Raw genomic sequence first — 13,226 nt, 5'->3', positions numbered from 1 at the left:
TGTAAAGATGCTAATTGTGCAAAATCGGCTGTTTTATCTAAACCTTAAATCCCATGAAACTGCTAGTGAATAGATCCAGAAATAATTTCCTTGATCAAAACTAATTTCTTGATGTGCGACACCAAACTGAGTTCCCCAAGCATTTTGTTTGTTTTTAGAAGTAAAATTATAGCTTAAATTTAATTTTTGAGATTTAAGATCTACAATAGCTGTTTCATTTCCACTAAAATTAAATTGATTTATTTCTGGGGAAAATCCCATTCCAAAAGAGAAGCCGAGGTAATTGTCAGCATCAGAACGGTATTTTCGATACGTAAAAGTCCCTGATGTACTGGTTCCATTATCACCCGGAGTAAAATACGGGCGAAAAGACAAATAACTATTCCCAGTATACCAACCTACGGAGCCCGTATAAATGTTAGTGGTAGTTGTATATTTTAAAGAGCGGAATCCAAGAGAAACTTCAAGACTTTTTGGCAATGATTTATACAATTCGGCTCCATATCGTAAATCAGGAAAAAGAAACGTATTTGCAAAACCTATATTTAAATAAGCATATAATCCTTTGGTAATTTTTGGATATAGATCAAATTCAATTTGAGTTCCGTTTTCATTGAATCTTCTATTGAAATTTAGTTTTCCTATAATACTACCGTACTTAGTTTGGCGACTGTAATTTAAAGTATAATACTGCATCGGATCAAAAACTTCCGAATAGATATCGACTTCAGCTTTGATTCCAATTGTATTTTTTCTTAGGGTTGTGCTTAAACTGGCTTTGTACTCTTTTGCTTTTGGATCTTCAGGATTCTTGTTTAATAGTGATTCTAAAGTATTTAATGCTTCTAATGGTTTATTTGTTTTTTCTTCGGCACTCGCTTTTAGGTATAATATTTCGGCATCATCAGGGAAGTTTTTCAATGCTTCGGTTGTCATTTCTAAAGCAGTATAGGGTTTGTCTCCCCATATTTCATTTTTAATTGCAGCAATCCATGTACTTTTATTTTGTGGATCTTTCTCTAAAACATAGGCAAATTCCTTTCTCGCTTTTTTATAATCACCATCCCAAGAATAGGTTGTGGCTAAGAAAGAACGAATATCATGATAATCTGGATATTTAGTTAAAATATGGGACAAAGTATCTTGTGCCTGCTTGCGTTGCTTATTGAAAGCCATATTACGAGCAGTTTCAAAAGAAGTATCTGGATTGCCATTGTATTTCTCTTCTTGCCCATACATTTGAAAAATCATTGTAAAACAAAGTACAAATGTTAGTTTGGCTATTTTTTTTGTAATCATTTTACAAAGGATTTTTTAATTTTAAATAATTCTGTTTCTTTTGGGTGCTTTTTTATAACACTGTCAATAATTTTATTTGCTATTAGCGAGTTATTTGTTCGGAAATAGGCTTGCGCTAATTTCACACCTAGTTCTGGTGTTTCCACTTTGTTTTTTAGTCCTTTTTTTCCAGTAACGATTCCTTTTTCGTTTTGATTTGACCACCAATACATATCCATTAAAGCAAGGTAGCTGTCATTGTAATAGGGAGTTCTTTTTATTACTTCAAGAAATTCGGTTTCTGCTTTTGCATAATTTTTATCCCATGCTAAAGTTCTACCTTTTAATGTTCGTACGTCTGCATAATTTGGAAACTCATTTAATATGTAATTACAAAGTAATCTGGCTTTATCGCGCTCTTTGTTAAATGCAAAGTCGCGTGCAAGGAAGAATATTTCGTCATAGGTCAATCCTTTAGTTAATTTTTTGATTGTAGCAAGATCTGTTTTCGAAAATTCAAAAGCAGGTTTTGTATATATATTAATTGAGTTAGGTATTATTTTGTTTTTTTGAGTTAGATATGCATTAAGTTTTTTTGCGGCATTCAAAGTGTCAGTTATTGCTTTCAGCATTGTGGCGTCGTTTACTTTTGCAATGTCAAAATTTTCATTGATTTTGAATAAGTCACCATTTGAAAGTAAATAGTCTTTATAAATCATTTCATTTATACTTCCTTTATTTTGCATTATAGGAATAGTGTGAATGTTTCTGAATTTTCTTACCGTATCTAAGCCTGTACTCATCCAAGCTGTTTTCTCCATTTTATTCATTTTGTAATTATTCATTAAAAATGAAACTAAACTGGGTGTTATATCCCAGTGTGATGAAACAGATTTAAATGTTTGTGGTTTTTTCAATAACGGACTATAGATATACAATGGCACGTGAAAGCGACATAGTTTGTCTTTTTGAGCTATTGGGATTAATCGGTGATCACCTGTAATTACAAAAATGGTATTCTTAAACTCAGGTCTTTTGGAATAAGATTCAATGAAATTTTTAATAGAATTATCAGTATATAATAAACATGCAAATATATCTTTATAGGTGTTAACCTCCGATTTTGTTAATTCAAGTGTTTTATTTGTATTGATTATATCATCTACTTTTTTTAAATATTCTTTTTTAGCTGGAAAATCAAACGGTTCATGATTGGTTAGTGTCATGATCACATCCAGCCTTGGGAGTTTTTTAGAATCTAATTCAGATAATGTTTTTTTGAATATTTCGCCATCAGGATACCCCCATGAAAAACCACCAGAATTTTCTTTGGTTTTAACATAACCTGGACCAAATTTATTTATATCAATGACATTCTCGATTCCGTTGTATTCTAAAAAATTTATTTTTCTGTCAAAACTGGATTCATCACCACAATAAAATGAGGTAGTGTATTCATTTGCTTTTAAAATACTGACGAGAGAAATATTAGAAGGCAACGGGTTCATTTCTAAAAATCCTTTTTCGCCATACGGCAGAGACCCTAATATTGAAGGTAAGGCGCCAAAAGTTCTTCCTGCATTACTGACGAAATTTTCCCAATAAAGCGATTTTGGAATTAAGGAATCTAAATAAGGAGTAAAACCTCGATAAGCATTTTTACCAATAAATTCATCACCTAGTCCTTCAACTATGATCATTACAATATTTGGTTTTTCCTCGTGAATCTCAAAAAAAGGAGCTAAAACATCTGGAGACGATTCAAACGGTTGAACTAAGGGGTATTCTTTTTTATAAAATAAGTTATCAGCATTAAATGCATTTTTATCTGTTTGAAAACGATAGATATCACTTACAAAAAAAGAAAGTTTATTTTGATAAGTAGAATCAGAAGCTTCAGAAACCCCCAATTTTAAACCTCCTAAGATAAGTATTGAAATTCCTGAAATGATATAAATAATTTTTGGATTACCATAGCTTACCAATAGGTTATTAATACCTAAATAAAGAAGTGGAAAAATAATAAAAGGAATAAAGTATAAATAAGATAATGATTCGGATGCAGTTACAGTAGTGTACATGTCACTATAGGAATATCCTAAAATATCTGCACCTAAATTTACTAGCGTGGTAAGGTTGTATTTAACCAATGCAAATTGACCAATAATCAGTAAAGAAAAAATGATTTTGATTACAATAACACTCCATGGTTTTCTAACATAATAAAAGAGCATATATACTGGAAAAAAGAATACTCCAATCAACAATGCTATTCCAAAATCATTGAGTAATTTATAGAACAACGTTGTTGTTGTGTTTGTAATGTTTATTCCGTTAGTTGCCTTATTATATATTTCAAATGCAGTAATAAACCAAAAAGCGATTACCAATGAAATTGTTAAATAAATATAAGGGAAACAATTATTTAAAAACGACTTAATCTTCATATTTTACTATCTCTATTTATTTAGGTAATTTAATCATTTGTCATTCCTTTTCTAGTCATTTCTCCCCATTTTATTTTTTTGTTAAAATAGTAATCAAAATTACCTTTAATTGCTGCATATAGAATAAAGGGATGATTTGTGAAAGGCTCTAAAAAGGCTGTGCTGATTAATTGTAAACCAATTCCTTTTTTCTTATACTGGTGATAAGTAAGCTCTTCAGAAATGATAGTAATAATCGAAAAGAATACAGTAAATAAATAAGATAGTACAATGAATGCTATTGCATAATCCCATTTTACATTATGATTTAGTAAAAGAAATAAAAAATAGAATAAACCCATAATTTCAATTACTGGAGCTAGTCTTTCATAAATTAACCAATAAGGATAGCTAATGGTTCCTAATGCATTGTATTTACGGTTAAAACCAATTTTACGATGTTTTTTTAATGTTTCAATGGTTCCTCGGGTCCATCTATTTCTTTGTGAAATAAAGATTTTATAATTATCCGGCGCTTCAGTCCAACAAAGTGGATCTGGAATATAGGCTACTTTATATTTTATTTTTTGCTCTTCCATATGTCTTCTCATTCTCACAATGATTTCCATATCTTCTCCAACAGTTTTGGTGTCGTAACCTCCCACCTCAATAGCTATTTTTTTATCAAATAAACCAAAGGCGCCCGAAATAACTAATAAACCATTCAATTTACTCCATGCCATTCTACCTAATAAAAAAGCTCTTAGATATTCTAAAATTTGCCCTCTTACTATTAAATTTTTAGGCAAGTTCACATCTAGTAATTTACCGTCTTTTATGATGCATGAATTTGCAATTCGGATAACTCCTCCCGCAGCAATTACCTTTTCATCCGTAGATTCTAGAAAGGGTTTAATCATTTTTTGTAAGGATTCCTCTAGTAATAAACAATCGACATCAATACATGCTACATATTTATTGGGGCTAATGTTTAATCCAGTATTCAATGCATCTGCTTTTCCGCCATTTTCTTTATCAACTACAATCAATTTTTCAAAAGCAGGGTTAGTGGATTTAAAGACTCCTTTTCTAAGCGGTTTTGTTGGGATTTGGTTATTGATAAGGTAGTCTACTTTAACTAAGTCATACGCTTTAATAAGTTTTTCAAGACTATCATCTTTACTTCCGTCATTTACTATGATTACATCGTAATTTACATAATGGTTTGATAATAAAGAGCGTACGTTTTCTACAATGTTTAAAGTTTCATTATAGGCAGGTGCAATAATTGAAATGGAAGGAGAAATTGAGGATGATAATATTTCTTTATAATTAACAAAGCTATTTTTTTTCATATATTCTATTGTCTCAATTGCTGAAATTGCGGCTAATATGATATAGGATAGAATTGCAGTAAGTGCAAAACCAAAAAATAGGTATTGAATTAAATCTATTATCATTTGGGTAGTTTTTTAGTATAATTAACTGGCTTTAATTAAATTGATACTTTCTGAAAATTCTTTATCTGTAGTAATTATTTTAAATGTATTGGATTCATTATCAACATTAATTACTTTCAATATTTTCATTACAGATACTTTTATATAAAAGTTTTCATGATTAATAAATTGTGAAATGAAAGAAATATCGCTAGTGTCATACATGCTTTCCAACATTTTAAAGAAGGCAATCTGTTCCTCTATATCACGTTGATCAAAATCATTTTTTAATATTGCGACCGCTTCAATAACTCCCATGTTGGAAAGTACATCAATTGCTTCTATTCTAACCTGCATTTCTGAATGATTCAGAAGTTTTATAATTACATCTTTGGCTTCAAACTGATTGTAAATTTTGGCTAGTTTTAAAGCAAAAAGAACAACGGTACTATTACTTGATTCTAACCATTCATTTATATCTGGTATTTTTTGGTCTTCAAAATTTTGAAGAATTTCTAATAATTGAATTTGGTCCCACTCTGATAATGGAGTTTTTAATACATTTAGAAAATCAAGTCCTTCAAAATGGAATAATTTTACTAAATACATTTGGATTTCTTTACGCACTTCTTTTTTTGGATGATTTATTAAAAGAATTACGTCGTCATGCACATCTTTAATTCCAAATTGGGTAAGCTCTTTAATTGCTTTTGCAATTATATTCCATTTTTTATGTTTCAGTTTTGATGAGGAATAATTAATAAGTCCTGTTTGGTAATATAGTTTCTGGATGTCATTAGCTGTTTCACCTGAAATTTCGCTTCTCAATTTCAACAAGGTCGAGATGATTAGTTTTCTTTTTAAACTATCTTCTGAACTTTTTTTCAAATAATTAATAATTTTTTGTTGTTCAGGACTCACTTCCTCTTCTTCATTACCCGAATATAAATATTCTATTAAATCAGCTTCATATTTTTTTTCATATACTTTTTGGATTCTTTCTTTAGTCCTTAGACGACTTCTTAAGTGTTTTAAATAGAATGTTAAACTAATTATTGTAAATGTAAATACAGCACTCAAAGCCCAAGACAATTGAATAATTGTAGGGGCATATTTTAGATAGTCGACAATATATTGAAATATATTTACCATATTTTGTTTACCAATTTTTTTCTATCGTAATAATCTTTTTATTCTTATACTTAATTCATTTGGGCTGAATGGCTTACTCATAAAATCAGTTGCACCTAAATTAAATGCTTTGAGAACCATTTCTTCCTGACCTGCTGATGAAAACACAATGATTGGCGTTATGTATTCTAATTTGTTTCTTACGTGACTTATTACTTCTAATCCGCTTACAAATGGCATCATTATATCAGTAAGAATTAGATCAGGGCTGTGTTCTTCTATTATTTCAATTGCTTGTTTTCCATTAATGGCCATGAAAAGTTTATACCCTTCTTTCTCTAATTTGAATTTGAGTAATAATGAGAGGATTGAGTTATCTTCTGCCAAAAGAATTTTTTTTGATTCACTCATTGTTTGACTTTTTTTAATTTTTTTATAATTGAAATTCAGTTGTGTTATTTTGTTTAATCTAGATTTTCTTCTTTTAAAGTCTTTTCTTATTTAATTAAACCAAATTTAATATAAATCTTCGTTCCGCACATCGATTAAAGGCTAAAAACATCGATTAAAGGCATTAATTTATGAATATGAAAGTGAAAGACTACTTTTTTTAATGTTAAATCTTATTTAAAAATTTAGAAAATAGCTCTTTGAGGGATATATTTAAATTCTTTTTGTTTAGTTATTTTAAATATACTAGTGTATAAATTAAAAACCTTCAAAAACCCCTAGACCAAACAGGGCAAAATCATATTTTACAGGGTCATTAGAATCTAATCTTCGAAGTTGTAGATCTAGTTCGGCAAGTGCCTTTCCATCATTTTGTTTTCTGGATAATAAACCTAGCTTTCGAGCTACATTTCCAGAATGAACATCAAGTGGACAGGATAGGGAAGCGGTTGAAATATTTTTCCATATTCCTAAGTCAACTCCTTTGTTGTCTTGGCGTACCATCCATCTTAAATACATGTTGATGCGTTTTGCAGCTGAATTGTTCATTGGATCCGAAACATGTTTTTGTGTTCGGTATTGATGTGGAATTTCAAAAAATATTTTTTTGAATTCTGAAATGGATAGTTGCATAGTTTCTAAATCTTGGTTATTAGTAAATACGCATTCTAATCCATTATGGTTTTGATAAATGTTTTTTAAACTTTTAATGAAGAATGTAAAATCTTGTCCGTTGAAGGTTCTGTGTACAAATGATTCCAGTTGTTCTAGATTAGTTTCAGTATGGGACATTATAAAATCGTAGGGGGCATTCCCCATTAAATCCATCATCTTGTGGGAGTTTTTGATGATCATTTTACGATTTCCCCAAGCAATTGTGGCACTTAAAAAGCCTGCAATTTCAATATCTTCTTTTTGGGTAAAAAGATGTGGGATCTGAACGGGATCACTATCGATAAAGTCGAGTGTATTGTATTGTATCACTTTCTCATCAAGAAATGATTTGAGTTCAGATGGATTCATTTTTGTTTAAAGTTTAATGTTTAAAATGTTTCGTCATTTTTAATGAACTTTAAACTGTTTTAGTTACTAATCATACCGTCAATCATAATTAATTTTCTGTCGGCCATATTGGCTAAATCTTCATTATGTGTGACTATTACAAATGTTTGTCCAAATTCATCACGCAATTTAAAAAATAACTGATGTAAGTTCTCTGCTGATGCTGTATCAAGATTCCCCGAAGGTTCATCTGCAAAAATGACCGCTGGTTTATTTATTAACGCTCTTGCTACTGCTACTCGTTGTTGTTCTCCACCCGAAAGCTCATTGGGTTTGTGATTCATTCTATGAGAAAGACCTAGATAAGTTAATAATTTTTCGGCCTCAATCTCAGTTTCTTTTTTCGGTTTATTAGCTATAAAGGCAGGAATACATACATTTTCTAAGGCAGTAAATTCAGGCAATAGCTGATGGAATTGAAAAATAAAGCCCAGATTTAGATTCCTAAATTTGGATAAATTTTTATCTTTCATGGTCAAAATATCTTCATTATTGATACGAAGAACAATTTCATTTTCTGTTGAAGGTCTATCTAATGTTCCTAAAATCTGTAAAAGAGTAGTTTTACCTGCTCCTGATGCCCCTACAATAGATACGATTTCTCCCTTTTTTATATGTAAGTCAACTCCTTTTAAAACATGAAGTTCATCGTAATATTTATGTAAATTTTTTGCTTGTATCATTTTAACCAGTTTGTACAAAGAAACAAAGATTTTAATGATTATTGGTATAAATTTAATCCCACAAACTATAAATTTTAGTTAATGAAAAAGAAAGAAGTCTATTAAATAGGTTAAATTTGGATAGTCATAAATAGAATTTAAATTAAGAATTTATAAAATGGAATTACAAAATACAATGGAGAAAGCCACATTTGCTGGAGGTTGCTTTTGGTGTACTGAAGCAGTGTTTTTAGAATTAAAGGGAGTGAAAAGCGTTGGTTCGGGGTATATTGGAGGACATACTTTAAATCCTACTTATGCTGAAATTTGTAATGGAGATACAGGACATGCTGAAGCCATAGAAATTGCTTTTGATCCCAATGAGATTTCTTTTGGCGAATTATTAGAGGTGTTTTTTGCAACTCATGATCCTACAACATTAAACCGTCAAGGGAATGATATTGGGACGCAATATAGAAGTGAAATATTTTATCACAGCGAAATGCAAAAAGAGATTTCGAAAGCCTATATTTCGTTAATGACTGAAGAAAATACTTTTGATGCTCCTATTGTTACGCAAATCTCACCAGTATCTACGTTTTATAAGGCAGAAGAATATCATAATGATTACTACAATCAGAATAAATTGCAGGGGTATTGCTCTTATGTAATCACTCCTAAAATCGAAAAGCTAAAAAATGTCTTTAAAGATAAACTCAAATAAGAAACCTATTATTAATTTTCTTGAAACGAATTATTAAAGTAATGGAATATGGATACACCAGTTTTAGCAGCTAATAATAAAACTAAGAATTTAATACTTGGGATACTCTTTGATGGAATAGGTATGCTGTCGTTTACGGTGCCTATGATTGGGGAGTTTTCTGATGTTATTTGGGCGCCAATTGCAGGTTTTTTAATGACTCATATGTATAAAGGAACTGTGGGAAAGGTAGCGGGTGTGATCGCCTTTTTGGAAGAGATTATTCCCTTTACCGATATTATTCCAAGTTTTACCTTGACCTGGATTTATAATTATTGGATTAAAAAAAGAGAGTGAATTAATCTTTAAATAGAAAACGTAATCCCATTCGTTTTAGCATTTTTTTTTCAAAAGCCCAGAAGAATTTGAACTGTCCAAATATAAATCCATTCAACACTAAAAGGACTTGATAAATTGGGAAAATCAGTAAAAGGCGAATAGGAGTAAACCACATACCTAAATCTTCTTTTATAATTCCCAACCATAAACAAAAAGGTTTAGATAACCAAGCCGAAGCAGATCCCGTAATTGCAAAAACAATAATTATTATGGTAAGTTGAAAATTAGATTCTATTCCCCAACGTTTCTTCAATCCTTTCATTTTTATTTATAATGATTACAAATATACTAAGATTATCTTGAGGGAACATATCCAAAAAGTTTTTGTTTATAGGTATTTTGAAAATAAACTAAATAATTATAAATTAAATAATTGACTTCATACCCATAGTCAATATTGGGATCGTAAGATATACTCATTTCATATAAATTGGGACTATAGCGAAAAGGTTGTAAAACACGGTTATTCCATTCGCTGATCCAGATTCTATTTTTACTTTCTAAATACGATTGGGAATAATAATTTCGAGGAAAGGCTCTTGAAACAAGCCAAGTATTAAAACCGGGGTCAATAATTATTACTTCATATTCTAATTCATCGTTAGCAATTCGGATGGTATCATTTTGAGTAGGAATTGTTTTATTAGACTTTACTAAAGCTGTGTTAGCTGTTTTACAACTAAAAATGGAAAATAAAATAACGCTTACTATGTAAAAAATTTTTTTCATGATTGAAATATTGAAATTAAATTTACAAAAATAATTAGTTGGTTGTGAGTGTTTTAACAAAAAAAAATCATTTACGATAAGCAAATGATTTTTAAAAATAAGTATGTTGTTTATTATTTTCCAAATAAACCACCTAGCATCCCGCCAATTCCACCACCTTTTTTGGTAACAGCATCCATTGCGTCACTAATATCTACTTTGCCATCTCCATTTTGGTCTAAGCCAAATTGTCCTCCATAGGTAGAGATTGCATCCATAATTCCAGAGTTTTTCCCAGCATCTCCTGTGATGGCTCCAATAATATCGGATATTTCAAAGCTGGAATCATTTGGATCTTTTGCTTTACTTACTAAAGCACCCAAAATTTGAGGAATTAATTTAGAAGCTACTCCAGAGGCATCAGAGGCATTTATTCCAAATTTTTCACCTAAGTTACCTGATAATTCTTGTGTTAGTTTTTGTACTACTGGGTTAGTACTATTTGTAGCATTGTTACCTTGAAATAATCCAGCTAATTGGTCAATGCCTCCTTCGGAAACTACTTTTTGTAATCCGCTTAGTACTGAATTACTGGCTTCACCTAGTACTGCTTCGTTTTTTTCATTTGGTACTGCTGCATTATTTATCACAGAATCTACACCAAATTGTTGGGCTAATTGGGTTAATTGTTCAAACATTTTTATACTTTTTAGATTTGCTTTGCAATTTACAAAAAAAGTGGGTTTGTTAAAATAAATTAACAAACCCACTTGTATATATGTAACTAAAATTAAGTTAATTAACCAATCAAACTAATGATTTGTGAAGCTAATTCCGTACCAATTCTATCTTGTGCTTCTCCAGTTGCAGCTCCAATATGTGGAGTCAAAGAAATTTTAGCATTCATTAAAATTGTCATTTCTGGAGTTGGCTCATTTTCAAAAACATCTAATCCAGCAAACAATACTTTTCCGCTGTCTAATGCTTTTACTAATGCAACTTCATCAATAACACCACCACGAGCACAGTTTACAATACCTACACCATCTTTCATGATAGCTAGTTCTTTTTCACCGATGATGTAACCATCTTGAGCTGGAACGTGTAAAGTAATAAAATCAGCTTCTTTGAATAAAGATTCAAGTGATTGAGAAACTATGGTAGTAGTGATTGATTGTCCGTCAAAGAATTCCACTTTTACGTCAACTTGTGGGATAAAACTATCCGCAGCAATCACTTTCATACCTAGTCCAAGAGCCATTTTAGCAGTAGCTTGACCAATACGACCAATACCAACAATTCCTAATGTTTTACCTCTTAATTCAATTCCGTTTGCATATGCTTTTTTCAAACCATCAAAGTTTGAATCTCCTTCAAGAGGCATGTTTCTATTAGAATCATGTAAAAAACGAACACCAGAAAACAAATGAGCAAAAACTAATTCTGCCACAGATTCAGATGAAGATGCCGGAGTATTGATTACATGAATCCCTTTGCTTTTTGCATAGTCAACATCAATATTATCCATACCTACACCACCACGACCAATTATTTTTAGACCTGGACAAGCGTCAATTATATCTTTACGTACTTTAGTAGCGCTACGAACTAAAACTACGCTCACGTTGTTTTCGTTTACAAAATTAGCCACTTGTTCTTGTGCTACTTTTGTAGTTATTACTTCAAATCCACCTTTTTCTAAAGCTAGAATTCCACTTTTAGAAATTCCGTCGTTTGCTAATACTTTCATTATTGTTTTTTTTAAGATTGAAAATTTAAAAATTCAATCTGTTTATTTAATGGTGTAATTGATTATAAAAAGTTTTTGAAATCCTTAAATCAATCCCTAATTATAATTTTTAAATTGCTTTTTCTAAAGCTTGCATGACATCTACCAAAACTTGAACGCTTTCAATAGGCAAAGCATTGTACATAGAAGCTCTATAACCACCTACAGAACGATGTCCAGGTATTCCAGAAATTCCTGCTGCTTTCCACATAGTGTCAAAAGTTGCTGCATGCTCTGGATTGTTTAATAAGAAAGTTGCATTCATATTAGAACGGTCTTCAATTGCAGCAGCACCTTTAAACAATGGATTTCTGTCAATTTCAGTGTAAAGTAAAGCAGCTTTTGCATTGTTTAGTTTTTCAACAGCAGCAATACCACCTAGATTTTTTAACCATTGTAAAGTCAACAGTGATGCATATACAGGAAAAACAGGAGGAGTATTATACATACTTTCTGCTTTAATATGTTTTTCGTAATCCAATATACTTGGGATAGTTCTACCTGATTTACCTAGGATTTCTTCTTTTACAATTACAAGAGTGGTTCCTGCTGGCCCCATATTTTTTTGTGCTCCTGCATAGATGATATCAAATTTAGAAAAATCCAAAACTCTAGAAAAAATATCAGAACTCATATCGCAAACAATTGGCATGTCTAACGATGGAAAATCTTTTATTTGCGTACCAAAAATGGTGTTATTACTTGTACAGTGAAAATAATCTGCATCAGCAGGTACACTGTATCCTTTTGGGATATTATTGTAATTTTCTTCTTTTGAAGAGGCAACAACAACCGTTTCTCCAAAAAATTTCGCTTCTTTTATTGCTCCGCTAGCCCATGTTCCTGAATCAAGATAAGCCGCTTTACCGCCTTCTTTCATTAAGTTATAAGGTACCATTAAAAATTCTAGACTTGCTCCGCCAGCAAGGAAAAGTGCTTGATATCCTTTGCCTTCTAATCCTAATAATTCTAGTGCCAATGCTCTAGCTTCATCCATAATCGCAACAAAATCTTTGCTTCTATGCGAAATTTCTAATATAGATAACCCGGATTCATTAAAATTTAAAATAGCTTGTGCTGATTTATCAAAAACTTCTTGTGGTAAAATACAAGGTCCTGCGCTGTAGTTGTGTTTTTTCATGATGTAGTTTATGTCCGAAAAATTAAAATGCAAATTTC

14 protein-coding genes are annotated in these 13,226 nt (G+C 30.9%); 2 read left to right on the top strand and 12 right to left on the bottom strand.

The window, feature by feature from the left end:
- Positions 1 to 33: 33 nt before the first annotated feature.
- The 7 genes from AB3G34_RS09605 to AB3G34_RS09575 form a co-directional block, all read right to left on the bottom strand.
- Complete coding sequence (locus AB3G34_RS09605) at positions 34 to 1,299, bottom strand: YaiO family outer membrane beta-barrel protein (RefSeq protein WP_367771235.1); 1,266 nt, start codon at positions 1,297 to 1,299, stop codon at positions 34 to 36.
- On the bottom strand, positions 1,296 to 3,725 hold the full coding sequence (locus AB3G34_RS09600) for a sulfatase-like hydrolase/transferase (protein ID WP_369752297.1): 2,430 nt from the start codon (positions 3,723 to 3,725) through the stop codon (positions 1,296 to 1,298). The genes AB3G34_RS09605 and AB3G34_RS09600 overlap by 4 nt, the downstream gene beginning before the upstream one ends.
- Before the next feature lie 29 nt (positions 3,726 to 3,754).
- On the bottom strand, positions 3,755 to 5,164 hold the full coding sequence (locus AB3G34_RS09595; RefSeq protein WP_367754390.1) for a glycosyltransferase: 1,410 nt from the start codon (positions 5,162 to 5,164) through the stop codon (positions 3,755 to 3,757).
- Between the two features lie 21 nt (positions 5,165 to 5,185).
- Positions 5,186 to 6,295 carry a HEAT repeat domain-containing protein gene (locus AB3G34_RS09590; protein WP_369752296.1) on the bottom strand — a complete coding sequence of 370 codons (1,110 nt, stop codon included), beginning with the start codon at positions 6,293 to 6,295 and terminating at the stop codon, positions 5,186 to 5,188.
- Positions 6,296 to 6,316: 21 nt separating this feature from the next.
- Positions 6,317 to 6,685: a response regulator transcription factor gene (locus tag AB3G34_RS09585; protein WP_367771223.1), complete on the bottom strand. Its 369-nt coding sequence runs from the start codon at positions 6,683 to 6,685 to the stop codon at positions 6,317 to 6,319.
- 297 nt (positions 6,686 to 6,982) lie between these two features.
- The gene (locus AB3G34_RS09580) at positions 6,983 to 7,747 is read right to left on the bottom strand and encodes a TIGR02757 family protein (RefSeq protein ID WP_367771220.1); all 765 of its coding nucleotides are present in this window, start codon (positions 7,745 to 7,747) and stop codon (positions 6,983 to 6,985) included.
- A gap of 59 nt (positions 7,748 to 7,806) precedes the next feature.
- Entirely contained in the window at positions 7,807 to 8,469 is a 663-nt protein-coding gene (locus tag AB3G34_RS09575; protein ID WP_367754382.1) for an ABC transporter ATP-binding protein, read from the bottom strand.
- Between the two features lie 157 nt (positions 8,470 to 8,626).
- On the opposite strand from AB3G34_RS09575, the gene msrA reads away from it, so the two are divergent.
- Both msrA and AB3G34_RS09565 read left to right on the top strand, forming a co-directional pair.
- Positions 8,627 to 9,172, top strand: a complete 546-nt coding sequence (msrA, locus tag AB3G34_RS09570) for a peptide-methionine (S)-S-oxide reductase MsrA (protein WP_369752295.1) — start codon at positions 8,627 to 8,629, stop codon at positions 9,170 to 9,172.
- Positions 9,173 to 9,220: 48 nt separating this feature from the next.
- Positions 9,221 to 9,508 carry a hypothetical protein gene (locus tag AB3G34_RS09565; protein ID WP_369752294.1) on the top strand — a complete coding sequence of 96 codons (288 nt, stop codon included), beginning with the start codon at positions 9,221 to 9,223 and terminating at the stop codon, positions 9,506 to 9,508.
- A 1-nt stretch (position 9,509) separates the two neighbouring features.
- On the opposite strand, the gene AB3G34_RS09560 is transcribed toward AB3G34_RS09565, so the two are convergent.
- The 5 genes from AB3G34_RS09560 to serC all read right to left on the bottom strand — a co-directional run bounded on the left by AB3G34_RS09560 (position 9,510) and on the right by serC (position 13,188).
- The gene (locus AB3G34_RS09560; protein WP_367754376.1) at positions 9,510 to 9,812 is read right to left on the bottom strand and encodes a DUF6787 family protein; all 303 of its coding nucleotides are present in this window, start codon (positions 9,810 to 9,812) and stop codon (positions 9,510 to 9,512) included.
- A gap of 32 nt (positions 9,813 to 9,844) precedes the next feature.
- The gene (locus tag AB3G34_RS09555; protein WP_369752293.1) at positions 9,845 to 10,279 is read right to left on the bottom strand and encodes a DUF6146 family protein; all 435 of its coding nucleotides are present in this window, start codon (positions 10,277 to 10,279) and stop codon (positions 9,845 to 9,847) included.
- Between the two features lie 113 nt (positions 10,280 to 10,392).
- Positions 10,393 to 10,956, bottom strand: coding sequence for a hypothetical protein (locus AB3G34_RS09550; RefSeq protein WP_369752292.1), 564 nt, complete (start codon positions 10,954 to 10,956; stop codon positions 10,393 to 10,395).
- A 101-nt stretch (positions 10,957 to 11,057) separates the two neighbouring features.
- Positions 11,058 to 12,008 carry a D-2-hydroxyacid dehydrogenase gene (locus AB3G34_RS09545; protein WP_367754370.1) on the bottom strand — a complete coding sequence of 317 codons (951 nt, stop codon included), beginning with the start codon at positions 12,006 to 12,008 and terminating at the stop codon, positions 11,058 to 11,060.
- A 109-nt stretch (positions 12,009 to 12,117) separates the two neighbouring features.
- Positions 12,118 to 13,188, bottom strand: a complete 1,071-nt coding sequence (gene serC, locus AB3G34_RS09540; protein WP_367771205.1) for a 3-phosphoserine/phosphohydroxythreonine transaminase — start codon at positions 13,186 to 13,188, stop codon at positions 12,118 to 12,120.
- Between the last annotated feature and the right edge of the window lie 38 nt (positions 13,189 to 13,226).

It is taken from the genome of Flavobacterium sp. WC2409, assembly GCF_041200085.1.
In the GTDB taxonomy this organism is placed as follows: Bacteria; Bacteroidota; Bacteroidia; order Flavobacteriales; family Flavobacteriaceae; genus Flavobacterium.
The sequence above is the reverse complement of the archived record's forward strand: the minus strand, read 5'-3'. Positions and strand labels throughout refer to the sequence as shown.